Below are 24,189 nucleotides of genomic sequence, written 5' to 3' on the forward strand. Positions count from 1 at the left end.
AAGGCATATCCATGAAAGTCTTCATCACCCAGCCTCTGGAGCATGAGGCCGTCGCAATGCTCGAGAATGCCGGTATCGAGGTCGTCTGCAGCGGCGTCAGCCGTCCGCTGACACGCGAGGAGTTTCTTGCCGGTATCCAGGATGCGGACGGCGTGATCTTCGTCTGGCATACCGAAGAACTCGACAAGGAGGCATTCGATCATGCGCCCAAATTGAAGATAGCGGCACGGCGCGGCGTCGGTTACGACAATATCGATATCGAGGAGGCGGCGCGCCGCGGTGTCGAAGTTACCGTCACACCCGTACACACCCACACGATCGCCGATCTGACCTTCGGTCTGATGATCAACGCCGCACGCAAGCTGCACCATGCCGATGCCTTTGTGCGTGGCGGCCATTGGACGGAGGCCGGCACGTGGGTGGCACAGCGCTTCATGGGCTTCGACGTCTCCTATAAAACGATCGGCATCATCGGTTTCGGCAAGATCGGCAAGCATATGGCGAAACGCGCTCGTGGTTTCGACATGGAGGTGCTCTATAGTGACGTCATCCGCCAACCCGAGGCGGAGAAGGAGTTGGGTGCCACTTTCGTCTCGCTCGACGAACTTTATGCGCGCGCCGATTTCATCTCGGTCAATTGTGCGCTGACGGAAAAGACACGGCGAATGATCGATGCTGATGCGATCGCCAAAATGAAGGATACGGCAGTTATCGTGCTATCTGCACGTGGCGGAATTGTTGATGAAGAGGCACTCTATCAGGCGCTGTCGACCGGTAAACTCGGCGCTGCGGGCCTCGATGTGTTTGAGGAGGAACCGGTTTCGCCGGAAAATCCACTCTTGAAACTCGAGAATACCGCCTTCTCACCACATCTGGGCACAAGCGTCATGGAAACGCGCATCCGCATGGCAACGACAGCCGCAGAGGACGTGATCCGCGTTCTGAACCGGCAGGAGCCGATTTACTCACTTATTAAGCGAGCCAGTTAGCCGTTGGGTGTCGGATAGTGTCAGCCGCGAGTAGATTTCCGCTCGCGGCGATATTTGTCATAGGTCGCCCCCCGACACAGCCGCAACGGCAGAGCAGGCAGGACTTCTCAAGATGCACACGGGTATAACGAAGCCCGACAACACCAGTCGCCCGTCGATCACCTCCTCCTCCTCCTCGCGCCCCATCCCGGCGGCGATGCGACCATCGATGATGCCGATATCCTGCGGCGCGACATGTCCCCTCATTTGCGCGTCGCGCCGCACGAGATCGAAGGATTCTTGAAATCACGTCTCTGTAACTAGAGGGGGCGGGATTTGCGTAACAATCTTTGTATGCACTTCTGGCGCACCATTCGCAACACTCTTGAAGATTTCGAGGCTTGAGACGACAGTGGCGGTCTGCAGGCGGAGAAGGATTATCTCGCGGCTTTCATGGCCCCTTATCCGGTTCGCGCCGCCACCTATTTCGCTCCCGCTTCACGACGGCGCCGAATGAATACTAGACCCTTCCGGGGCCCGTCAGGTCCCGTCAGTCCGCGTAGGGTGCCAGAATATCCATCAGATCGCGTGGCTTCGCACCGGAACTTTGCAGCAATGCCCTTGAGGCGACCGCCTCCAGATGCTCCGCCATCATCGCCTCCGCCTTTTCCACCGGTCCGGTGCGGATCGCCTCGATCAATTCAAGATGCTCACTCACAGCGCAGTCTGAAGAATGCGGACGCCCGAAGGCGGCAAGGGACAGGCCGGCGCGATAGCATATTTCCGTGACGTAGCGGATCAGAATCGGCTTGCCGGTCATCTCCGCCAGAAGCACGTGAAAATCGGTAGCAAGCCGGATCGAAGTGCCCTCGGATCCGTGCCGCGCATCATGCTCGGCATCGACGATCTCCCTTAACTGCTTCACCTGCGCATCCGTCAGCCTGCCGGCAAGACGCCTCACCACCTGCTTTTCCAGGTCAAGGCGGATATCGAAAATATCCCGCGCATCCTCGAAGGAGGGCGTGGCGACAACCGCAATGCGGTTGCGCCGCAGATCGACGAGGCCTTCCGCCGCCAGCTGACCGAGCGCATGTCGGGCAATGGTGCGACTGACGCCGAAGCGCTCGCCGAGCGAGTCCTCCGGCAGTCTGTCACCCGGCTGCAGCGCCCGCTCGATAATGGCGCGGCGCAAAGCCGTACAGATCGCTGCGACACGATCCCCTTCACTTCTTGCCGAACTCTTTTTGCCCGTCATCACGAACCCTCTGCTTCTGACAACTCGATAAGGGAGGTCACAGCAAAGATCAACTCGGCGCGGTGCCGCATTTGAATGCAGCTCAAGCCGAATCTGCCCAAAACTAATGCATGCACTTATTGCATTCACTTTAGTAAGTGAATTCTCGTTCGTAAAATCCATCGATTCCGTACGCATGCAATATGGCACGCTGATTGCATGCACTTTTCCGAAACGCTTTTGATGGTGACCTTATGCTGATTGTTCCTCAACCGACGACATCCGCTCCTCTTGCCGTGGAGCTATCCCAAGCTGCCGTCTCTTTCGGCCGGCAGGAAAAGGCCGTCGTCGCGCTGCAAGAAACCAGCCTGCGCATTGCCGATGGGGAATTCGTGGCGCTTGTCGGCCCGTCCGGCTGTGGCAAGTCGACCATCATGCGGCTCACCGCCGGCCTGCTGCAGCCGACCAAGGGTGCGGTCATCGTCGGCGGGCGGGAAGTCAGCGCCAAGGCGCTGCGCATCGGCATGGCCTTCCAGAACCCGACCATGCTTCCCTGGCTGACAATCGAGCGCAATGTCATGTTGCCGCTGAAAATCGTAAAGCCCTTCCGGTCTGAGTACCGGGCCAAGAAGAACGGCGAATTCCGCGACCGGGTTCGCGCACTGCTGACCGATGTCGGGCTCGATAAGTTCGCCAACCATTACCCGTGGCAACTTTCCGGCGGCATGCTCCAGCGTGCCAATCTCTGCCGTGCCCTCGTCCACGAACCGAGCCTGCTCCTGCTCGACGAGCCGTTTGGCGCGCTCGACCAGTTCACCCGCGAAGAACTTTGGGGCACGATGCAGTCGCTCTGGATGAAGCGCCGCCCGACAGTGCTGCTCATCACCCATGATCTGAAGGAGGCAGGCTTTCTCGCCTCGCGCATCTGCGTCATGAGTGCAAGACCCGGCCGCATCATCGATGACAGTCCCGTCAATTTTCCGCGCCCCCGCACCGTAGAGATGACCTTCGAGCACGATTTTGTTGTGCTCAACCAGCGTCTTCGCGAACTCATCATCGATGCCCGTTCCGACACCGCAATCCAGGGAGCCTGACCATGAGCTACGAATTGCGCCGCCGCTTCTGGGCCGCCGCCCTCATCGTCGCCTTTTTCGGACTGTGGGAAATCCTCTGCTTAGCGCTGCAGGTGTCCGATCTCGTCCTGCCCCGCCCAAGCCAGGTCTTCGAAACGCTGGTCGATCGCTTCCCGGTCCTCGTGCCGCATATCATGCAGACGCTCTGGACGACGATGGTCGGCTTTGTGCTGGGCGTTGCCGTCGGCGTCGTCATCGGCGCGGCGATCGGGGTGTCACGCACGGCCTATGATACGGCCTATCCGCTGCTGATCGGCTTCTCGTCGATCCCCAAGGTCGCAGTCGTGCCGATCTTCGTCCTCTGGTTCGGCTCCGGCTCTGTGCCGGCCATTCTGACGGCGCTTGCCATGTGCTTCTTCCCGATCGTCGTCAACATCGCCACCGGTCTTGCGACGACCGAGCCGGAACTGGAGGACGTGCTGAAATCGCTTGGCGCCAGCAAGCTCGATATCCTCTGGAATGTCGGCCTGCCGCGCACCATGCCCTTCTTCTTTGCCTCGCTGAAGATCGCCGCCACCTTCGCCTTTGTCGGCTCCGTCCTGTCGGAAACCGTCGCGTCCAACCGCGGCATTGGCAATGTCATGATGTCGGCCTCGTCCAATTTCGATGTACCGCTGGTCTTTGCCGGCCTCTTCATCCTCGCCCTGCTGGGCGTGGCTCTCTACGTCGCCTTCTCGCTGATCGAGACACGCGTTACCGGCTGGGCCACCCGCCGTCAGGATTTCACTGCCGCCTGAACATCTACCCAAACCCAACGGAGCCAGACATGCTGAAGAAACTGATCTCGACTCTTGCGCTGAGCCTATGCCTCGGCGGTACCGCCATGGCTGATACGGATATCAAGTTCACCCTCGGCTGGAAGACGCAAGGCTCGGACGCCCCCTTCCTGCTCGCCATGCAGAAGGGCTATTTCAAGGAAGAAGGCCTTAACGTCACGATCGACCAGGGCGAGGGCTCGGCCGCCACCGTTACTCGCATCATGTCGGGCGTCTACGATGCCGGCTTCGGCGATATCAACGCCATCATCCAGAATGCCGCCACGAGGCCCGACGAAGTGCCGGTGATGGTCTACCAGCTGTGGAGCAAGCCGCCATTTGCCATCGTCAGCAAGCAAGAGACCAACATCACCACGCCGGCCGATCTGGAAGGCAAGAAGCTTGGCGGCGCGCAGGGCACGCCCACGACCCGCCTCGTCACCGTGCTCGGTTCGATCAACAAGGTCGACATGACCAAGGTCGCAATCGAGAACATGGGACCGAACCTGCAGGAGCCGATGCTGATCAAAGGCGATATCGACGGCGCCCTCGTCTTCAACATCACCAGCTGGTTTAACCTGATCAACAACCGCCAGGACCCGGCCAAGGACTATAACTGGCTTTCCTTCGGCGATTACGGCCTCGACCTCTATGCCAACGGCATGATGGTGTCGCAGAAGCTCGTCAAGGAAAACCCGAAGGCGGTGGCAGGACTGGTGCGCGCCGTGAACAAGGCCGCCAAGGAGATAGCCGGGAATTCCAAGGCCGGTATCGACGCCGTGATGGCCTATGACAATCTGGCCAAGGAAGAGCTCGAACTGGCGCGCATGAAATTCTCCTACGAGAACCTTATCGTCTCGCCTGAGGTCGACAAGCTTGGTCTGGGTGACGTCGACGATGCCCGCCTCGCCCGCTCGATCGACATCGTCGCCGACGGCTACCAGCTGCCGTCCAAGCCGAAACCGGAACAGATCTTCACCCGCCAGTTCCTGCCGGCGCTCGAAGACCGCAAGCTGGTCTACAAGGCCGACTGATCCGCGCAGATGCGCTTTGCTGGTCGGAAGTATCCGGCCAGCCTATGGAACTGGTCGTTCATTCTATTTCGATGTGCGACATGCCAATGATTTCGATTGCTTAAAAGGAACGTCAACGGGGTCATTCCTGATGCCAGAGAGGAGAGAGTGCGCAATCTCAATGCCTAACATCAAATGTGAGGCCATCTCAGCGTTGCTCAAGTGACCCTCAGCGTCCATAAAGTAGCGATGACGCATGATTCCAAAATATTCGTAGGCCTTCGGTCCGCTCGTAAACAACCCGCGTCGGCCAGCGCGGGTTCAGGTCCTCGATGTCAGTGGGACGGGTGCGAAAAAAGTGGTACCCACCGAGCGCCCGTGGGTGCTGGCGCTGAAGGGCTTTACCTTCTATTCTGTCTGGAACATGTGAAGGACTACAACAAGGGATACAGCTACACATCGGCAGCAACGAATGCCGACGTCGCCCGTTATCAAAAAGAGGCGACGACCGGCTCTCGCCGGACGTTTGGAACCCGCGTTGAGGACGCAAAGGAAATCCCGATACCCTCGACCGAGCGTTCTGGCTCGGCAAAAACCCTTAATGCTCGCAAGGCAGGCACGCCTGGACAGACGAAGTCCGGTCAGCAGGAAAGAAAACTCAAGCCACTCGAAGCCAAGGCTTTTGAAACACTTGGACTTTCACCTCGCGCTACAGCTGACGAGATCAAGAGCCGTTACAAGGAACGGCTCAAAATGCACCATCCAGACGCCAATGACGGAGATCGAAATTCTGAGGATGAACTTCGTGCAGCGATTGGAGCCTACAGGATTCTCAAGCTGAATGGCTTTTGTTGAGACGTGTTCGCTCGAATTATTCTTGTGGAATTTAACTTCGCAACATCCGGTCCCTGATGATTTGCGGGCGGCTGACCACTTTATCAGCAGCATTGCGTTCTTTCGGCCACCCACTACGCCTATGGCTACGACCACCGCTTTTTGGACATACAGTCTGCAAACTTAAACTGACCAGGTGCGCTGCCAAGCGCTAGACACAAAAGGATATGACCATGGCAACAACCCGACGACCGTCCAATCCGAAAGACGCAGCGGAGATGCTGTTCAAGCCGGTGAAGAAGGTCGCAGCGCCGGCCGTTGAACGGCCTGCAATCCCTAACACCAAGGAGCTTGTATCGTTGAAGATCGACAGCGATGTACTCGCGCATTTTCAGGCGGACGGTCCGGGCTGGCAAGAGCGCATCAACGATACCTTGCGAGCTGCAATGAATGTGTCCAATTGAGCTCTGGAACGTATGAAACTCTTGACCTCAAATGGGAGATTGCGAAGGCGCTTGTAAACGTGGCGGACAATATCGACGCTTCAAAAAAAACGCTCTGATTTTATAATTTGTCCAAAACAATGTTCAACCTCCTCGATACTCGAGTTGGGGTCATCCTTTGCGAGCGTGCTCGATCTCTTCGCCACGGGGCTGCCTTGGCGGGCGTCTCCACCGTTCCGGTCACTATCACTTGTCCTGAAGGGATAAAGTGGCCGCGTGCGCGGTCTCAATCGCACAGAGCACGGCTCAATTGACACTTTTTGACTTCGCAGTTCGCTATGGAGGAGAAGAGATTCTTCTTGTGATGCCGAACACTGATGTCGACACGGCAAATGATCGGATTGATAATCTTCGACGTGTTTTAGACGCTAAAACCTTCACGTCTGAGAAGCTTCACGTGACGTTTTCGGCTGGGATTGCGGAGTACCGTCATGGAAGCCGGAAAGAATTTCTGATACGAGCCGACAACGCACTCAATGATGCAAAAAATTCGGGACGAAACTCTACGAAGCTTGCTTGATTTTGCTGACGATCGTGACTTGCACTCGATCAAACTTGGCCGAGGCGGTGCTCAATGACCTCGATATCTTGTCGTCATAAGTGCGTTGATGGTAGACTCGCGGCTATGCAGCAGCCTTCATTATTAGCAGCCGCCAGCCGATCGGGAGTTCACACGTTTTACTACAAACTGTGTGCGGGTTATCCACTGCGGCCGGAGAAACCCTCTATTGCATTGCCCTCAAAAAATCTCATCGCGGCAACGGCTGATATCATCCCTCTTGAGAAACTCCGTGGACCGGGATCCGTGTACCGTCACTTGTCCCCGCCAGAAGGTCTATCGCTGAATTTCATAATTCAGGGCCGCAGCATTGTAGAAACACACTTCAGTCTTGAGACGATTGGCACGCGGCATGAGAGCTCGTTCGCAATTCTCAGCAAGGAGTTGACGGAATTTGCCGGCACTGCAAAACACGTCCCACCTTATCCGAGGCCAGCCTTCTATTCACTCGACGAACTGATCGGAATACTCCAGTCGTTCGATGAGCTGGCACGGCTTCTTCACGGATCGTCACGGACCTCGTATGGCGGTTGAATCCACGGCCCCGGCTCTATGGGTTGCTTGACGTGTTTTAACCGTTACCTCAAGCTCGTTAATGCGCATACCATGGCACAGAATTCTGTTCCCGAGTAACGTTCCGCGAGTGGGAGACCTTCGCCTCCAATGAGGTTAAAACGGTCGATCAGCTGATTTCCGAATACGCGGCACCGAGTACGCCACAAGGTGAATACTTATTCTCCCTGTGGCTTAGATCGTGGTCGAGCCGGCCAGGCAGCTTGACTGCGAGCTTGCACTAGAACGCTCGCTGCAAAGCTGGCTATGACGTAACTGACGTTACCACTCAGCAACGCTTCCGTCTTCGTGACGCCAGACTGGATTTCGCCAGCGATGCCCTTCCTTGGCACGCTCGATCACGTAGGCTTCGTCAACCTCGACGCCGAGACCCGGCCCCTGGGGGATGGACACGAAGCCATCCGCATAGTGGAAGACTTCCTTGTTGGAGATGTAGTCCAGAATATCGTTCGACTTGTTGTAGTGAATTCCGAGGCTTTGCTCCTGGATGAAGGCGTTGTAACTGACAGCATCCACCTGCAGGCATGCCGCCAAAGCGATTGGGCCGAGTGGGCAATGAGGAGCAAGTGCGACATCATAGGCCTCTGCCATGGTCGCGATCTTGCGGCACTCCGTAATACCACCTGCATGAGACAGATCGGGCTGGAGAATGTCGACATAGCCGTCTGACAGAACCTGCTTGAAGTCCCAGCGAGAATAAAGTCGCTCGCCGAGTGCAATCGGTGTCGAGCAATGGTTTGCGATTTCCTTCAGAGCTTCGCGATTTTCCGACAGCACCGGCTCTTCGATGAAAAGAAGGTTGTATGGCTGCAATTCCTTGGCCAGAACCTTTGCCATCGGGCGGTGGACGCGACCGTGGAAATCGACGCCTATGCCGACGTGCGGGCCGATTGCCTCGCGGATGGTCGCGATGGTTTCAACGGCTTTTTCAACCTTCTCCCAGGTATCAACGATTTGCATTTCCTCGCAACCGTTGAGCTTGATTGCCTTGAAGCCACGAGCCACAACGTCACGGGCATTTTTTGCCACATCTGAGGGACGATCGCCGCCGATCCAGGAATAGACCTTGATCTTGTCGCGTACTTGCCCACCCAAGAGGGAGTGGACTGGCTGGCCAAGTGCCTTGCCTTTGATATCCCAAAGCGCCTGGTCGATGCCGGCAAGGGCGGACATGTGGATCGCGCCGCCGCGATAAAATCCCGCACGATACATGACCTGCCAATGGTCTTCGATCATCATGGGATCTTTGCCGATGATGTTATCTGCAAGCTCATGCACAGCCGCTTCCACGGTCAACGCGCGGCCTTCTACGACCGGCTCCCCCCAGCCAACGATACCTTCGTCGGTTTCGATCTTCAGGAACATCCAGCGCGGCGGGACGATGTAGGTGGTCAGCTTGGTTATCTTCATTGCTTCACTCTGTCTGGGATGATGGCGACTGGAGCCGCCGGATTTTAGACGGCGCTTGCGGGATATTTCTGCATGGCGATGGCGAGATCGCGGGCGGCAATATCCAGCATGCGCTGCGAACAGTGTCTCGCTGCTTTCCCGTCACGCATGCGCAGGGCCTCTATCAAGGCATGATGCACATCAAGTGCTTCGCCGCGTGTATCGACAGCCTCGTTGGAGGCATGCAAAGAAAACTCAAGTGCCGCGCTGATGATGCTTGAGAGCTGCATGAACACCTGATTTCGACTGGCTTTCAAGACACCGGTATGAAACGCGACATCGGCCTTGGTGAATTTCTCGACATCGCCTTCAGCGTCACACATTGCCTGCCATGCAGCCTCGATTGCCGCGATTTCCTGAACGCCTGCGCGCTGCGCCGCCAACTCCGCTGCAAACGGCTCGATTGCGCGCCGTGCATCCAAAACACATTGAAGAAGATCCATTTCAACGATCCGCGGACCGATCCATTCAAGCATCTGCTGATCGAGAATGTTCCACTCTTGCTTATCGCACACCGACGTGCCGACACGAGAGCGGCCACGGACAAGTCCCTTGGATTCAAGGATTTTCAGTGACTCACGGATCACGGTACGGCTCACGCTGTAGCGAATGCAAAGCTCGCTTTCGGTCGGCAGCAATGACCCCGGGGGAAAGACATCTGCAAAAATGTCGCTCGCTATGGAACGCGTCACATTTTTTTGGACACGCGGGCGTTTTTGAACGGCATCTGCGGAAACACCTTCTCGCTCAATCACTTCAATACTCCATCCCGAACGCGTCGCCCTGCGGTCGATCAATAGACCAATTTGCACTCAAACGCGACAATACCTGCCCAAGCGTCAAAGTCATACACTGATATTTTATTCATCATACAAATGCAATTGACGAATATGATGGAAGACACTAAACCTCGTCGCACTGCATCAGCAGAAGATCAGGGAGAGAGACAATGGGCATTTTCAAGACAGCCATCCTGGCTGGCACTGTCGCCGTTATCGCGGCCACCTCGGCATTCGCGGCCGACGTCAAGATTGGCTTCGTCGTCAAGCAGGCAGAAGAACCGTGGTTCCAGGACGAATGGAAGTTCGCTGAAGTCGCCGCCAAGGAAAAAGGCTTCACGCTCGTCAAGATCGGAGCTGAGGATGGCGAGAAGGTTCAGTCGGCGATCGACAACCTTGGTGCCCAGGGAGCGCAGGGCTTCATCATCTGCACACCCGATGTGAAACTTGGCCCCGGCATCGTTGCAAAAGCTGCGGCCAATGACCTCAAGCTCATGACTGTTGACGATCGCCTTGTGAATGCTGATGGCAGCCCTATCGAAGACGTGCCACACATGGGCATCTCCGCGACCAAGATCGGTGAGGCCGTTGGCGAGGCTATCGTTGCCGAAGTCAAGAACCGCGGCTGGAATATCGCTGACGTCGGTGTCATTCGTGTCTCCTACGAACAGTTGCCAACAGCGGTTGATCGCGTCGGTGGTGCCGTTTCCGTTCTGAAAGTCGCCGGTTTCGCTGACGCCAATATCTTCGATGCACCGCAGGCTAAGACCGACACCGAAGCAGCACTAAACGCCGCGACGATCGTTCTCAACAAGAACGCAGGCATCAAGCACTGGGTCGCTGTCGGCCTCAATGACGAGGCCGTTCTTGGTGCGGTTCGCGCGACCGAAAGTGTTGGTATTGCTGCCGATGGTGTTATCGGGATCGGGATTGGCGGCGCGGAGTCGGCCATCAACGAATTCAAGAAGCCCGCTGCGACCGGCTTCTTCGGCACGGTTATCATCTCTCCTAAGCGTCATGGCTACGAGACCGCACTCAACATGTACGAGTGGATTGCCAACGGAAACGAACCGGAAAAGCTGATCCTTACAGCAGGTCAGCTCGCCAAGCGCGATGACTATCAGTCCGTGCGCAAAGACCTCGGCATCGAATAATCTTTCCTTCCGAAGTTATGAAGCTGGCGACCTTTTGTGTGCCGCCAGCCTTCCTGCCGGAGCGCATTCATGCAAGACTTTCTCGAATTCAAAGCGATATCAAAAGGCTACCCCGGCGTTCAGGCGTTGTCAGGCATTTCGTTCGGTGTCCGCAAAGGTGCCGTGCATGGCCTTATGGGCGAAAATGGCGCGGGTAAATCAACGTTGATCCGCCTGCTTTCCGGCGACCAGGCAGCCGACACGGGTCAAATCGTCATCGGCGGTGAGGTTCAGCACTATCACTCCGTACGGGACGCGTTCGACGCCGGGGTGATTGTTATCCATCAGGAACTGCAGCTTGTCCCCGAGTTGACAGTCGCGGAAAATCTCTGGCTCGGCCGATTTCCCGGCAAGGCAGGCGTGATCGATCGGCGTAAACTTCTCGATGTCGTTCGCCAGAAACTCGACGAAATCGGCATCGATGTCGATCCTGCCGCCAAAGTCGCGACGCTTTCGATCGGCGCCCGGCAGATGGTTGAAATCGCCAAGGCAATCATGGAGGATGCACGCGTCATTGCGCTGGACGAGCCGACATCATCGCTTTCATCGCGCGAAAGCGAAATTCTCTTCACATTGATCGACCGCCTGCGTACGCAGGGCATTGTCATTCTCTATGTTTCGCATCGCCTGGACGAAATCTTCCGCTTGTGTGACAGCATGACCGTTCTGCGCGACGGCAAGCTTGCAGCCCACCATCCTGACATGAACCATGTGACGCGCGACCAGATCATCGCTGAAATGGTCGGACGCGAGATTTCCAATATCTGGGGCTGGCGCGGCCGTGACTTCGGACCGGTCCGCCTTGAAATTGAGGACATCGCAGGACCCAAACTTATGCATCCCGCCGCATTTTCCGTGCGCCAAGGAGAAATCCTCGGCTTCTTCGGCCTGATCGGCGCCGGACGCAGCGAGCTCATGCGCCTTGTTTACGGCGCGGATGACCGTGCGAAAGGAACAGTGCGTGTAGACGGTGCTGTGGTGACGGAAAATAGCCCGCCACATTCGATCCGATCTGGCCTCGTCCTGTGCCCTGAGGACCGAAAATTCGATGGGATTGTTCAAGGACGCTCTATCGAAGAAAATATGGCGATTTCCTCCCGCCGGCATTTTTCTCCCTTCGGCCTCATCCAGCCGAAGAGGGAGGCTGATCTCGCCGAAACATTCATTGCCAAACTCCGCGTCCGCACGCCCTCGCGAAAACAGGACATCATCAATCTCTCGGGTGGAAACCAGCAAAAGGTCATCCTCGGCCGCTGGCTCTCCGAGCAAGGTGTCAAAGTGCTCATCATTGATGAACCCACCCGAGGCATAGACGTCGGAGCAAAATCCGAGATTTATGAAATCCTCTACGACCTCGCTTCACAGGGAATGGCTATCGTCGTCATCTCCAGCGAGTTGCCGGAGGTCATGGGCATTACCGATCGCATTATGGTCATGTGCCATGGGCGTATCGCAGCCGATTTCAAACGGGAAGAATTTGATGAGCGGCGCATTCTTGCGGCCGCCCTGCCCGATATCACCTCCGCCAGCGAACTTCCAAGCGAACAGGTCCAATAACAATGACGTCTTTGAAAAAACTTCTCCTGGGTGAACAGGGCCTCGTCGTTCTTTTTGCCGTTGCTTTCCTCATTGTTTCGCTGACGGTTCCGAACTTTCTGACCGAACGCAACATGCTGGGCCTACTACAGTCGGTTGTGACGATCGGTATCGTTGCATGCACGATGATGTTTTGCCTTGCCTCGAGAGACTTCGACCTTTCGGTCGGATCAACCGTTGCCTTTTCCGGCATGGTTGCCGTCATGGCATCAAACGCCACCGGATCGATCGCACTTGGGATTCTGGCGGCGATTGCATGCGGCAGTGCGGTGGGGCTTATCAACGGGCTCGTGATTGCCCGTTTCCGTATCAATGCCCTGATCACAACACTCGCGACCATGCAGATCGTGCGGGGTCTGGCACTGATCTCGTCGGACGGACGCGCCGTGGGCATAAACGACCCCGGTTTTTATCAGTTGGCCCTGTCGAAATTTCTCGGCGTCCCAACACCGATATGGGTCATGCTGGCAACCTTTATCATCTTCGGTTTTCTCCTTAACCGCACCGTGTTCGGCAAGAATACTCTCGCTATCGGCGGCAATCCGGAGGCCTCGCGTCTGGCCGGGGTGAACGTCGTCAATATGCGGGTCTGGATCTTCATGCTGCAGGGTCTGGTTTGCGCGGTCGCCGGTATCTTGCTTGCATCGCGCATCACATCGGGTCAGCCTAATGCAGCAACGGGTCTCGAACTGTCGGTGATTTCTGCTTGCGTACTTGGCGGGGTCTCGCTTGCAGGCGGCCGGGCGGCGATGAGCGGCGTCATCGTCGGTGTCCTCATCATGGGCATTGCTGAAAACGTCATGAACCTCCTCAACATTCAGGCTTTCTATCAGTATGTGGTGCGTGGCCTCATTCTTCTGCTCGCTGTCCTGCTTGACAATCTGAGGTCCTCGGCAGCGGGCCACCGATGAGCGTCACAGACCCGTACAAACTCGAGAGCGGCGATCTCGCCGTTCTTGTGTCGCGCCGGGGAGGATGTCTGCTGGGCGCAACTTTTTCCGGATTTCCTGTGATGATCGGTTTAGGTGGCCCATCAAGCGACATGGCAAGTTTTCCGCTTGTCCCATTCGGTAACCGGGTTGAGTTCAATAAATTCCGGTTCGGCAAAAAAACCTACACGTTCCAGCCGAACACATCCGACCCATATTATGTTCACGGGGATGGCTGGCTTGCGAACTGGTCTGTGGAAGGGGTCGATGACGCAGGCATCGAGCTAGCTTTCGAGCATCTTCCCGATGAGCAAAGTGCTTATCACTATCGAGCCAGACAGCGGATCACGGTAAGCGAAGACACCCTCACGCTCGACCTCTCCGTTTCCAACAAAGCGGCTAAAACCATGCCATTCGGCTTGGGTCAGCATCCGTTCTTTGTCCGCACGCCTTCGGTGCGTGTTAAGGCATCCGCTGGCGAATACTGGTCCGAGCGTGCGGGGCATTTACCTGGTTCCAGGGAGGAATTTCCGTCCGATCTCGACATTCGCACCGGGGCCGGACTGCCAAAGCGTTTTACCAACAATGCATTTGGAAACTGGGAAGGAACGGCCTCAATCGAATGGCCGGAACTTCGGCTTGAGGCATTGATCGAAACCACACCAGCGCACGCCGTCTTGATGCTTTACGCACCGTCAGATAGGCAAGATTTCTTCTGTCTTGAGCCTATGACCCACCTTCCCAACGCCCATCATATGGAAAGTTTGGGTGGGCTAACGCTTTTGAAGCAGTCAGAAACACTCCATTCCCATACGACAATTCAGTTTCGGAGACATGATCATGGTTGAACGATTGATAGACAAGCGCATCATGATCACTGGCGCTGCGCAAGGGATCGGCCTTGCCATTGCCGAAGCGTGCGCCCGCGAGGGCGCCGCCCTGCTATTGGTTGACCTTGACAATAATCTGCTCGAAGACATGGCTTCTCGCCTGTGCGACCAAGGCGCTATTTTGCTACATCGCACCGCTGATATTACCGACCGCACCTCGATTGAAGCCGCGGTCAATGACGCAGGAGATGAAATTGGCGAAATCAACGCTCTCATCAATAACGCAGGCGTCAATGTTTTTTCCGAACCGCTCTCCTCAACGGATGAAGATTGGGATCGCTGCTTCGACATTAATTTGAAAGGTGCATGGAACTGCTGCCGCGCTGTTCTGCCGGCCATGGTGGCGCGTAAAAAGGGTGTGATACTGAACATTGCATCGACCCATGCCTTCACCATCATCGCTCACACATTTCCCTATCCACTTGCCAAACACGCACTGCTTGGGATGACAAAGTCATTGGGTCTTGAATATGCACACGCGGGAATACGCGTGAACGCGCTCGCGCCGGGCTACGTTTCCACCCAGAAGGTGATCGACTACTGGAACGGATTTCCCGACCCCGAAGCTGCTAAAGCCGAGACAATGAAGTTACATCCCGGCGGTCGTATCGCGACCCCAGAGGAAATTGCCATGGCCGCAGTTTTCATGGTTTCCGACGAGTGCCCATTCATGAACGCGACGTGTCTGACGGTCGACGGGGGATTAAGCGTACAGCAGCATCCGGCTTGAACCGTATCTTACGTCCACTTTACGCTTTGGCTGTATCTCGGCGCCGACAGCACTTTCGTCGAATGAAGAGTACCTTCTCGGCTCAAAGCAGCGCGCCATCGACAAGCAGAGGTTTAGTCGCATCTACAATCGCATCGATAGCCACCCGCAAGCGCGGCAACATCGCAGGTGATGCCGGCCAGAGCGCCTGTATTGGCAAATGCCCCGCAATCCGGTCATCTAGCACCGACACCAATCGCCCGCTGGCGAGATCATCTCGCACAAGCCACCGCGGTACGAGGCCAAGACCTTCTCCCTCTTTGATGGCTGAAAGCGTCAGCAGGCTACCCTCAAGGACAAGCCGGGTTTTGGGGTGCCAGGCCAGCAAATTTCCATCAGCGTTACGGAATTGCCAAGGGCCAGGTTTACCGTTCACCGGTGAGGCGATCAGTGCGTGTTCGGCCAGATCTTCAATTCTGTATGGGATCATCCGGTCTGCAAAATAGTCACCAGACGCGCATAGTACGACTTTTTGGCTCCCGAGGGCGCGCGACATCAACCCGTTCGTGTCAGCCACCTCTCCTATCCTAACGGCGAGATCGGTTTTCCCATCCAAAAGGTCACTGGGTATCGTCGATGTTGAAATTCGAAGATCAAGGTTCCGCCATCTTCTACAGAGGCCATAAAGCGCTGGTGCTACGATCCTGGCGCCAAAGAGCGGCGGCAGGCTGACGTGCAATGCACCAGAAGGCTCTTGGGAAAGACTTGAAATTGCCAACTCGGCGCGTTCAATCTCTCGTCGCGCGTTGAGACACGCATCACGATAGACGACGCCCTCGGCAGTCAGGCTCAATCTGCGCGTCGAACGTTGAAGCAGCCTTATCCCCAGTCGTCCTTCCAACCGTGCTACTGCTTTTGCCACTGCAGAAGCGGAAAGCCCTAGACGCGTCGAACCGGCTGCGAAACTACCTGTTTCACAGACAGACAGAAAGACACCCATATCGTCGCCGTGTTGATGCTGCATATCTTTCATTAGCGAATTTTATTCGGCAATCGAACGAAAATTATCCCTTATCGAGGATAGTAGAACGCAGCTTATGATCGCACTCATGAGCACAAATAGAACCTACGCAATCATCGGGGGCACGTCCGGAATTGGATTCGCCCTTGCCCGGAAACTGATAGAACGTGGAGATAGTGTCCATCTTGGAGGTCGCTCTCAAGATCGCTTGACCGATGCACTGTTGACGCTTGGAGATGGGGCATCGGGCCAAACGGTGGAGATTACCGAGAAAGAAAGCCTCGACCAATTTTTTGCCACAGCGCCCCTGCTTGCTGGCCTTTTCACCCCCGCCGCCACTTACAAGACAGGCTCTTTTTCCGAGGGCAACCTCGAAACCAGTGAGCAACTTTTCAAGGCGAAGTTCTGGGGACAATACTGGGCAGTCCATGCAGCCTTGCCGCGTCTTGCCAAGCATGCATCTATCCTACTCATGTCTGGAGCCGCCTCGGCACGTCCCATAGGCGCTCCGGCTTATGCCGCTTGCAACTCCGCGCTGGAGGGGCTTGCTCGTGGACTGGCTGTTGAACTCAATCCAATCCGGGTCAATTGCCTCTCTCCTGGAACAACAGACAGTGAGCTATGGCGAAACCGTCCGGACAATGTTCGAAAGCCGGCATACGAGATCTGGAGCACGCTCAATCTAGTGCAACGTCCCGCCACTGTAGAGGAGCAGGCACATGCCGCGCTCTTCCTGCTGGACAACACCAACATGACCGGCAGCACGCTATTCAGCGACGGCGGTTATTCCCTTCGATAAAGGTGCGCACCCGTTCCTGAAAACGCTTTGACGCCAGATGGATGAATGACATCCATTGCGGTGACTGCTGAAATCCCAGGAATGTTGTTTCACGCTGAAATCACGATTGGGCAGGATATTCCTCGGCCTCGACACCGGTGGCGATTATTAAAAACTGATGATACCCAACTTTTGTCGTGGCCTATCCAATTCTACCAATCACAGGTTTTCAAATGAGCATTTTCGACCCAGCAAGAACAATCGATTTACAGCAACAGCAACAACAACGGGTCACGAACCGTTATGGGACGGAGGCTGATTTCTCTCCCCCCTTCTGGAACGACACGATTGACGTGCTGCTGAACCACCGCACGACGCGCGCATATCTTCCTAGACCTTTACCACAGGGGAGCCTCGAACTTCTCGTCGCCGCAGCCCAGTCTGCGCCCACATCCTCCAATCTTCAGGCGTGGAGCGTCGTTGCGGTCGAAGACAGTGATCGCAAGGCACGACTTGCCGATTTCACAGGCGGGAACGCCCACGTCAAGCAAGCGCCTCTCTTTCTCGTCTGGTTGGTTGATCTGAAAAGGCTTCGAAATGTTGCAGCCAGCCAGGGTAACGACGGTGAGGGTCTGGATTATCTGGAGAGTTTCCTGATTGGTGCGATCGACGCCGCGCTTGCAGCGCAAAATGCCGTATCGGCAATTGATTCCCTAGGCCTCGGCTCCTGCTACGTAGGCGGCATTCGCAACAGACCCGAAGATGTATCACACGAACTGCGTCTTCCCTCTGGAGTCGTTGCGTTATTCGGTCTGTCCGTTGGCTATCCCGATCCGGCAGTAAAGACCGATGTCAAACCACGCCTCCCGCAATCTTCGGTACTGTTTCGTGAAACGTATTCAGGCACGGAACAGCACGACCTGGATAGCTACGACGAAGTCATGAAGGTTTTTCAGGAGCGACAGGGACTTCCCGAATATGGCTGGACAGCCCCTATTGCGAAACGCATCGAAAACGCTGAAGCGTTGAAAGGCAGAGCAGACCTCAAACAAACATTGCACCGTCTCGGCTTCAGTATCAAATAAGACGAGCAACGCAGCCTCGAAACGCTGACGGTGTTTCTGTTAGCGATCAATTTGGGCATCAGGGGCTCGCGTGGGCTACGGCGATCGTAGACGCATCAGCATCCTGTGTTTCTGCGAGGCGTGAATATGCGCGCGAGCAGCATCCTCGGCCGCGTCTCGGTCCCTTCGCAACAGAGCCTCAACGATCGCGTGATGCTCCTCCACCGCAAGCCGGGCACGCTCTTCCTGATCCAGCAAGCTCGGCAACACCGACATGGTGCCTGACAGCTGCTCTGCAGAACGCAGCAGGTACCTGTTATGTGCTGCGAGCATAATCAAGTCTTGAAAATTGCGGTCGAGATCACGAAGCAATTTGTAATCGAGGAGATTGTCCTGCTCTCGCTGATTAATGTCGGCGAGAGCGGCCAATTCCATGTCGCTGGCAACCTGGGCTGCATGGCGTGCGGCGGCACGTTCAAGAATTTCATGCATGTTGTGCAATTCGACAACCTGCTGATGAGAGAGTTGGGTTACGATCAGCCCCCGGCACGGCTCGTTGCTCAGAAGCCGGTCGCCCTCCAAGAACAATCGCTCATTCGGACTGCGATGTCCCGGTCTAAATAAACATTGAAAACTTGTTGCTCTTCCTGCTCACAGCGTGCATTTCGCTCGCAGGCAGACCACAACGAGTCACGACACGTTCTAGAGCGGTGACGGTCAATGAGTTGCAGGAGCGAATATTTGGTAAGCCATATGCGAAATTTGGTCCCTGTCGCACTTCTGTCAGCGATGGTTGGAAGTGTAGCCGGATCGCTTATAGTGCTAGCTTACCTGTTCGCTACGCATCCTGACCCAGAATACTCGCTAGACGCGTATGATGTGTTGTTTTACGCTTTCCTGGTTTTGATGAGCCTCTTTGGTACGATTCCAGGCTGTTTTTTGGTTGGTATTCCGTCAGTCATCGTCACGAATTACCTGGCACCAGGCGCTCCTTTCAGAGCATCGACGCTGCTTGTTTGCGGCGCAGTTTTCACATGGGTCTTTGTTCTTGGTTGGCCGGCGACGATGTTGTTCGAGATATCCTACGCAGACATCTTGCTCTTGAGCCCTTATGCTTTTTGTTCTGCAGTCGCGCTTGCTTATCTGGTGAACAGAAAGATGGAAGCCTGAACGTGATCGTCCAGATGTGAGACTGCGAGCTTCCATGCATCGCTTTGGACGCAGTCAGAGACTGTCATTTCTGAGGGGTGCACCGGCACGGTTGCCTCACGGTTTGTTTCGAGGCAACATATTTCGGCAGTACCCGCTGCATATTTTTCATTTGCGTGAACTCATGGAGGAACAAATGGAAGGTGCACCCGTACGTTTTCGAGCTGTCGAAGACTGTGAAGCTTCTGGCTTTTCGATCCCTGCCGGCCCCTATTTCGGCAAAGAAAAAATCCACGAAACAGTAGACCACCCTGATGGCAGGGCATTCCACTATAGCCTTGACTTGGCCGATACTGGTGAAACGCTCGACGTGACACCGCTTGTAGCGATCGGCAAGATAACCGTCGTAAGACAAAGCGCCCTGTAGCTCGAACAATCTCTTGATCGTAAGCTGTTAAATGTTTGCGTTGCCAATCGTGAAACCCTCCTCTGGGAGGGTTTCTTATTTGTCGGGAGAAGTGACTGACCGGTGTTAACAGCAAGCCGTGCTTAAATGAGAAGCGGTTCTTTCGGGGATGGCCTCTTCACCCAAAGCTCCGGCGCCCGCTCGATGGCCATCAAATCTCGCGGAAAAACACGCGACCGGAACGAGATTGCCTCCTCCAAACTGCTGCGCAACCAGCGTTCGTGGTCCTCCTGATGAAGAAGGACTGGATGCTGCGCATAAAGCTCTTGTTGAGGGAGGCGAAAGGCGAGGTCCTGCAAGAAGGCAATGACGATAATCCGTGATCGATGCAGAGTGAAAGGCGGTCAGGGCAGTTTTGCGACGTCTTCTTGAATTTGCGTCTTATAAGCTATTCTTCCTTAGCCTCCGCGGTGGCTGCTTGTGGCATCCGGTTATGACCGGACTGCGCGTCCACGAAACAAATAAGCGATGAGAGACACGACCAGCGCGCAGGCGGTGACACCAAACATGATGCTGAATGCAGGCTCCTTATCGAAGACCCGCGCAATCACGCCGAAGAGCGGAGAAAATAGAGCAACGCCGACAAAGCCGAGACCATTCAGCAATCCAAGAATGACCCCTCGCCTTCTTGCTTCAATGTGAGACTGCGCTTCTGCCATAGCGATTGTGTGGCAATTGCCGATTGCATAAAGCATCGAGAGCGCTGCGGCCGCCGAGATCGGGCTCTGCGCCGGACTGATTGCAAGAGCAGCCGTGAGTGTGATCGCGCAGGTATAGAAGACCGCTACAATCGATCCAGGTTTCCAGCGTCGCATTGCGAAAGGCAGCAAAAAACCCGTGACTGTTCCTGCTACGCTGATCAAGGCGAAGATATTTGCAGCGCCCTGAGAGGAAAGCTCCACGACGTCGAGCAGGTAGGGTGACGCCCACGCGCTCCTGAAGACGGTCCCGAGTGACGCGCTGAGGAAAATCGGTGCCAGAAGAGCAAGGAACATCGGGTTTGTTTTGATGGAATCCGAGGCATCGCGCCCGATGTCCTGGCTTCTTGTCAATGCGGGAACCCACATCCAGACCAACCCGGCTGCAACTGCCAGGAAACATGCCGACACCGCGACAGCATTGCGCCACCCAAAGGAGGAAACAACCATCTCGAGGGGTGTTGTCGAGACGAGAGCGCCAATTGACCCTAGTGCGGCGATGCCCGTCGCAGTTCGTGCGGCTTTTTGCCAGGTCTGCGTTTGACCGAAATAAAAATAGACCGACATCAGGGCCGGCGCACATCCGATACCCAAAAGCCCATGGCCCAACACTGCCGGGAAAAATGAGGTTGCGCCAGCCATCAGTGCCGCACCAATTGAACCCAAGAGAACAAGCACCGCTGCAGGCATCCGACAGCCGAAACGATCGAAAAGCAACCCGACAGGGACCTGCGAGATCGCGAAGCTTGCAAAAAATGCCGAGGAAAGCAGCCCGAACTGAACCGGGGTGAGCGCGAGGTCACGCGAGAGCTCGGGGCCGACAACCGCGAAGAACGTTCTGAAATACATGCTCAGGAAAAAAGTAAAGGCGAACGCCACGTAGGTTTTCCGGTGAGGCATGTAAATTCCAAATAAGGTGAGGATGCCTCTTTCTCAACGGGAAGGGCAGATATCCAATATTGATAGGACGCTCATATCTCCTTGGTCCGTATGTCTCAAGCAGACTCTTCGAGCTCGCAACCACCTATTAGAAAGAGCTTTCACTTGACAATCGTAATCGTGCACCTGGTTCAGCAATCTCAAGGACCAGACCGACAATCTTCTTGCGCAGTTCGGGGCCTGGATCCTGGCGACAGCCGTGTTGCGCACCATCCCTTATGTGTTCGGCAGCTTCATCCCCCACTTTCGGGCTACCTATCGCCTTATACGGTTTAATTGCTCCCCATTCTGTTTGAGCCTATTGGTGGACTCAATGGCTTGTTTTAATCCGCCGTGTCGACTTACAAACACCACTAACCTCTCTAAAGTCCGGAAATCGAAAGAACACCGATGACAACTCAACTCTCCCTCCCGCGTGACCGAATTTCCGTGCTTCTGCTCGAAGGCATTAGCCAGACTGCCGTGGATTACTTTTCAGCGTCCGGCTACACCAATCTCATACATCTGCCGAAGGCCCTTGATGACAACGAGTTAAAGCGCCACATCGCGGACGCTCACATCATCGGCATTCGTTCGCGCACTCAACTGACAGAAGAAATCTTCGACGCAGCCAAAAAGCTCATCGCCGTTGGTTGTTTCTCTGTCGGAACGAACCAGGTTGACCTCGACGCCGCCCGGAGACGCGGTATCCCCGTATTCAACGCGCCCTATTCCAACACGCGCTCGGTCGCAGAACTTGTGATCGGAGAAATCATCATGCTGACACGGCAGATATTCCCGCGTTCGGCGTCCGCCCACCAGGGTGGTTGGGAAAAGTCGGCTGTCGGCAGCCGCGAAGTTCGCGGCAAGACGCTCGGGATTGTCGGCTATGGCAATATCGGCTCGCAGTTGAGCGCGCTGGCCGAAAGCATGGGTATGGTCGTACGCTACTTCGATCTTTCCGACAGACTGCGCCGTGGCAATTCTGAATCGATGGATTCGCTCGGTGAGCTTCTCGAAATTTCTGATTATGTGTCGATGCACGTCCCTGAAACGCCATCGACCAACAACATGATCACCGAAACCGAACTGCGCCGCATGAAGAAAGGTGCCATCTTCATCAACAACTCACGCGGCACTGTAGTTGATCTCGACGCACTCGCGAAAGTCCTCCAGGATGGTCATCTCGCTGGTGCTGCCGTTGACGTGTTCCCGAAAGAGCCCGCATCGAACAAGGATCGTTTCGAAACGCCCTTGCAGGGTTTGAACAACGTTATCCTGACACCGCATATCGGTGGCTCAACAGAAGAGGCGCAGGAGCGCATTGGCGGAGAAGTTTCCAGAAAACTCATTGAGTATTCCGACATCGGCTCGACAATGGGTGCCGTCAACTTTCCGCAGGTTCAGTTGCCCGAGCGACCGAATGGCACGCGCTTCATGCATGTGCATCAGAACCGTCCTGGCATTCTCATCCAACTGAATGAGATCTTTTACTCGCGTGGATTGAATATCGTCGGCGAATTCCTGCAGACCCATGGCGACACGGGTTACGTCGTCATTGAAGCTGAAGGCACATCCGACCACGCGAACGACGTTCTCCAGGCATTACGGGAAATTCCCGGAACCATCCGCGCGCGATTGCTCTATTGATCACCGGCGGCCTGCTTGTGGCAGGCCGCACCAAACCGGTCTCCGGCAAATCAGTTGTATGGAGACCTGCAGTAGGCACGCACACCCACCCGCGGGACATAGGTGTTGTCATAGGCACGATATGTCCGGTAGCGATTTGCGCACCACTGGGCATGGCCTCCTCTATAAGAATGCCTCGGAGCTGCTAATGCCCCGCCAATGATAGCTCCCACAGCGAGCCCGCCTATGATTGCACCAGCGTTCGAACGACGATGATGACGGTGATAGTGCCTATGATGATACCTGTCAGCGCGGTGGTGACGCCATTCGCGGTAGTGACGACGATGATGACGATACTGCACTTCCTCCACATTTGAGACTTTAGGCGCGGAAAATGCGGGCATTGGCGTGGCTGACGCGGCGGTTAACGATGAAAATGTCATGATTGCGGACAATGAAATCGCGCTGAAAATCTTGCTAATCTTTTGCATACGTTCCTCCTAGCTTGATCGAGAAAGAGCGAGGGATGCGTCCCACACTGACCTCGACATCTCCTTCAACGCTTTTGGCGCGTTTTAGTTGAGTTGATATTGTGTCAGGAGCCTAGGCAGCGTTACGCGCACGATTCAGGCGCGCAAATGCTTTTGTGAACGTGTCGGGCATTAGATCCCTAGTGCCGGACGGCGATCTCAACAGTAACGGAAAGATCGCCATTTAACTTTACGCACATCTACCCAATAGTCGTAGAAGGCCTTGGCTCTCGGCAGACTGGAAGTAATCCAATCGGCAAGTCAGCTTCCGAGGTAGGCGCAGTTCAATCGTCGTCGGAAGAGTTCGAGCTGGAGTTCGACGACGAATTGGAGCTGGAATTGCTTGAGGAATTCGAACTGCTGTTCGAGCTGGAATTGCTCGACGAGTTCGACGAACTGTTCGAATTCGAATTCGAATTCGAATTCGAGTTTGAGTTTGAGTTTGAGTTTGAGTTGCTGTTGGAATTCGAGTTTCCGTTCGAACTGAAGTTGCTGGAAGAGTTCGAGGCCCTATTGGTGCTGGAATTCGACCAGCTCCTGCGATTATCGTCACGGCCACGACGCGCCTCGCGAGAGCTTGCGTTATTGTTGAACGTACGCTCCAGGAAGCGGGTGACTGGATCGTCGGCGACGGCCGGGGTTGGGGTTGCAACATTGGTGGCAAGCAATGAGCCCAGAATGGCAAACATCTTCTTCATTTTGTTTCTCCTGATTGTCGGGCAGCCTTCATTGACTGCTTGAGAGAAACGGATCGCCTTCGGACATATTCCACAAAATAATAATTATTTTCAGAATCTTAAGGATACGTAACGGCGCGCG

At 55.5% G+C, this 24,189-nt stretch carries 26 protein-coding genes; 18 read left to right on the forward strand and 8 right to left on the reverse strand.

All coding sequences use genetic code 11. The features are described 5' to 3' along the window. Positions 1-11: 11 nt before the first annotated feature. Positions 12-989: a 2-hydroxyacid dehydrogenase gene (locus ACIQT8_RS24840; protein ID WP_400971133.1), complete on the forward strand. Its 978-nt coding sequence runs from the start codon at positions 12-14 to the stop codon at positions 987-989. A gap of 57 nt (positions 990-1,046) precedes the next feature. On the opposite strand, the gene ACIQT8_RS24845 is transcribed toward ACIQT8_RS24840, so the two are convergent. Both ACIQT8_RS24845 and ACIQT8_RS24850 read right to left on the reverse strand, forming a co-directional pair. Continuing rightward, positions 1,047-1,235, reverse strand: a complete 189-nt coding sequence (locus ACIQT8_RS24845; RefSeq protein WP_400971136.1) for a hypothetical protein — start codon at positions 1,233-1,235, stop codon at positions 1,047-1,049. Between the two features lie 283 nt (positions 1,236-1,518). After that, positions 1,519-2,223, reverse strand: a complete 705-nt coding sequence (locus ACIQT8_RS24850) for a GntR family transcriptional regulator (protein ID WP_400971139.1) — start codon at positions 2,221-2,223, stop codon at positions 1,519-1,521. Positions 2,224-2,456: 233 nt separating this feature from the next. Here ACIQT8_RS24850 and ACIQT8_RS24855 point away from each other — a divergent pair, with 233 nt between their 5' ends. The 6 genes from ACIQT8_RS24855 (at position 2,457) to ACIQT8_RS24880 (ending at position 6,960) form a co-directional block, all read left to right on the forward strand. Further along, positions 2,457-3,296 carry an ABC transporter ATP-binding protein gene (locus ACIQT8_RS24855; RefSeq protein WP_400971142.1) on the forward strand — a complete coding sequence of 280 codons (840 nt, stop codon included), beginning with the start codon at positions 2,457-2,459 and terminating at the stop codon, positions 3,294-3,296. A gap of 2 nt (positions 3,297-3,298) precedes the next feature. Then, positions 3,299-4,072 (forward strand): ABC transporter permease, encoded by a 774-nt coding sequence (locus ACIQT8_RS24860; protein ID WP_400971145.1) that lies wholly within the window; start codon positions 3,299-3,301, stop codon positions 4,070-4,072. Positions 4,073-4,101: 29 nt separating this feature from the next. Further along, positions 4,102-5,124 (forward strand): ABC transporter substrate-binding protein, encoded by a 1,023-nt coding sequence (locus ACIQT8_RS24865; RefSeq protein ID WP_400971147.1) that lies wholly within the window; start codon positions 4,102-4,104, stop codon positions 5,122-5,124. Between the two features lie 228 nt (positions 5,125-5,352). Beyond that, on the forward strand, positions 5,353-5,958 hold the full coding sequence (locus ACIQT8_RS24870; protein WP_400971150.1) for a J domain-containing protein: 606 nt from the start codon (positions 5,353-5,355) through the stop codon (positions 5,956-5,958). Positions 5,959-6,170: 212 nt separating this feature from the next. Continuing rightward, positions 6,171-6,401: a BrnA antitoxin family protein gene (locus ACIQT8_RS24875; RefSeq protein WP_400971153.1), complete on the forward strand. Its 231-nt coding sequence runs from the start codon at positions 6,171-6,173 to the stop codon at positions 6,399-6,401. Between the two features lie 247 nt (positions 6,402-6,648). Next, on the forward strand, positions 6,649-6,960 hold the full coding sequence (locus ACIQT8_RS24880) for a diguanylate cyclase (RefSeq protein ID WP_400971156.1): 312 nt from the start codon (positions 6,649-6,651) through the stop codon (positions 6,958-6,960). Between the two features lie 873 nt (positions 6,961-7,833). On the opposite strand, the gene dgoD is transcribed toward ACIQT8_RS24880, so the two are convergent. Continuing rightward, the gene (gene dgoD, locus ACIQT8_RS24885) at positions 7,834-8,982 is read right to left on the reverse strand and encodes a galactonate dehydratase (protein ID WP_400971158.1); all 1,149 of its coding nucleotides are present in this window, start codon (positions 8,980-8,982) and stop codon (positions 7,834-7,836) included. A 44-nt stretch (positions 8,983-9,026) separates the two neighbouring features. Further along, positions 9,027-9,782, reverse strand: coding sequence for a FadR/GntR family transcriptional regulator (locus ACIQT8_RS24890; RefSeq protein ID WP_400971218.1), 756 nt, complete (start codon positions 9,780-9,782; stop codon positions 9,027-9,029). Between the two features lie 188 nt (positions 9,783-9,970). Between ACIQT8_RS24890 and ACIQT8_RS24895 the strand changes: the two genes are divergently transcribed. The 5 genes from ACIQT8_RS24895 to ACIQT8_RS24915 all read left to right on the forward strand — a co-directional run bounded on the left by ACIQT8_RS24895 (position 9,971) and on the right by ACIQT8_RS24915 (position 15,138). After that, positions 9,971-10,954 carry a substrate-binding domain-containing protein gene (locus tag ACIQT8_RS24895; protein ID WP_400971161.1) on the forward strand — a complete coding sequence of 328 codons (984 nt, stop codon included), beginning with the start codon at positions 9,971-9,973 and terminating at the stop codon, positions 10,952-10,954. A 69-nt stretch (positions 10,955-11,023) separates the two neighbouring features. Then, the gene (gene araG, locus ACIQT8_RS24900; RefSeq protein WP_400971164.1) at positions 11,024-12,550 is read left to right on the forward strand and encodes an L-arabinose ABC transporter ATP-binding protein AraG; all 1,527 of its coding nucleotides are present in this window, start codon (positions 11,024-11,026) and stop codon (positions 12,548-12,550) included. Positions 12,551-12,552: 2 nt separating this feature from the next. Then, positions 12,553-13,500, forward strand: coding sequence for an L-arabinose ABC transporter permease AraH (gene araH / locus ACIQT8_RS24905; RefSeq protein WP_400971167.1), 948 nt, complete (start codon positions 12,553-12,555; stop codon positions 13,498-13,500). Continuing rightward, positions 13,497-14,366, forward strand: coding sequence for an aldose 1-epimerase (locus ACIQT8_RS24910; protein ID WP_400971168.1), 870 nt, complete (start codon positions 13,497-13,499; stop codon positions 14,364-14,366). Before araH ends, ACIQT8_RS24910 begins: the two co-directional genes overlap by 4 nt. After that, the gene (locus ACIQT8_RS24915; RefSeq protein WP_400971171.1) at positions 14,359-15,138 is read left to right on the forward strand and encodes an SDR family oxidoreductase; all 780 of its coding nucleotides are present in this window, start codon (positions 14,359-14,361) and stop codon (positions 15,136-15,138) included. Before ACIQT8_RS24910 ends, ACIQT8_RS24915 begins: the two co-directional genes overlap by 8 nt. Positions 15,139-15,220: 82 nt before the next feature. Here ACIQT8_RS24915 and ACIQT8_RS24920 read toward each other — a convergent pair whose 3' ends face one another. Then, a complete protein-coding gene (locus ACIQT8_RS24920) occupies positions 15,221-16,150 on the reverse strand; it encodes a LysR family transcriptional regulator (protein ID WP_400971174.1) in 930 nt (309 codons plus the stop codon). Positions 16,151-16,226: 76 nt separating this feature from the next. Here ACIQT8_RS24920 and ACIQT8_RS24925 point away from each other — a divergent pair, with 76 nt between their 5' ends. Both ACIQT8_RS24925 and ACIQT8_RS24930 read left to right on the forward strand, forming a co-directional pair. Further along, positions 16,227-16,937, forward strand: coding sequence for an SDR family oxidoreductase (locus ACIQT8_RS24925; protein WP_400971176.1), 711 nt, complete (start codon positions 16,227-16,229; stop codon positions 16,935-16,937). Positions 16,938-17,149: 212 nt separating this feature from the next. Continuing rightward, positions 17,150-18,001, forward strand: coding sequence for an NADPH-dependent oxidoreductase (locus tag ACIQT8_RS24930; protein WP_400971221.1), 852 nt, complete (start codon positions 17,150-17,152; stop codon positions 17,999-18,001). Between the two features lie 75 nt (positions 18,002-18,076). On the opposite strand, the gene ACIQT8_RS24935 is transcribed toward ACIQT8_RS24930, so the two are convergent. Further along, a complete protein-coding gene (locus ACIQT8_RS24935) occupies positions 18,077-18,472 on the reverse strand; it encodes an FCD domain-containing protein (protein WP_400971179.1) in 396 nt (131 codons plus the stop codon). 327 nt (positions 18,473-18,799) lie between these two features. On the opposite strand from ACIQT8_RS24935, the gene ACIQT8_RS24940 reads away from it, so the two are divergent. Then, positions 18,800-19,150: a hypothetical protein gene (locus ACIQT8_RS24940; protein ID WP_400971182.1), complete on the forward strand. Its 351-nt coding sequence runs from the start codon at positions 18,800-18,802 to the stop codon at positions 19,148-19,150. A 175-nt stretch (positions 19,151-19,325) separates the two neighbouring features. Continuing rightward, positions 19,326-19,556, forward strand: a complete 231-nt coding sequence (locus tag ACIQT8_RS24945) for a hypothetical protein (protein ID WP_262527048.1) — start codon at positions 19,326-19,328, stop codon at positions 19,554-19,556. A 470-nt stretch (positions 19,557-20,026) separates the two neighbouring features. Here ACIQT8_RS24945 and ACIQT8_RS24950 read toward each other — a convergent pair whose 3' ends face one another. Beyond that, positions 20,027-21,193 carry an MFS transporter gene (locus ACIQT8_RS24950; RefSeq protein ID WP_400971185.1) on the reverse strand — a complete coding sequence of 389 codons (1,167 nt, stop codon included), beginning with the start codon at positions 21,191-21,193 and terminating at the stop codon, positions 20,027-20,029. A gap of 429 nt (positions 21,194-21,622) precedes the next feature. Between ACIQT8_RS24950 and serA the strand changes: the two genes are divergently transcribed. Further along, positions 21,623-22,861, forward strand: a complete 1,239-nt coding sequence (serA, locus tag ACIQT8_RS24955; protein WP_262527052.1) for a phosphoglycerate dehydrogenase — start codon at positions 21,623-21,625, stop codon at positions 22,859-22,861. Between the two features lie 50 nt (positions 22,862-22,911). On the opposite strand, the gene ACIQT8_RS24960 is transcribed toward serA, so the two are convergent. Beyond that, on the reverse strand, positions 22,912-23,331 hold the full coding sequence (locus ACIQT8_RS24960; protein WP_400971189.1) for a BA14K family protein: 420 nt from the start codon (positions 23,329-23,331) through the stop codon (positions 22,912-22,914). A gap of 378 nt (positions 23,332-23,709) precedes the next feature. Between ACIQT8_RS24960 and ACIQT8_RS24965 the strand changes: the two genes are divergently transcribed. Further along, entirely contained in the window at positions 23,710-24,111 is a 402-nt protein-coding gene (locus tag ACIQT8_RS24965) for a hypothetical protein (protein WP_400971191.1), read from the forward strand. The last annotated feature ends 78 nt before the right edge of the window (positions 24,112-24,189 follow it).

Source organism: Agrobacterium sp. NPDC090273, from assembly GCF_044772305.1.
GTDB lineage: Bacteria > Pseudomonadota > Alphaproteobacteria > Rhizobiales > Rhizobiaceae > Agrobacterium.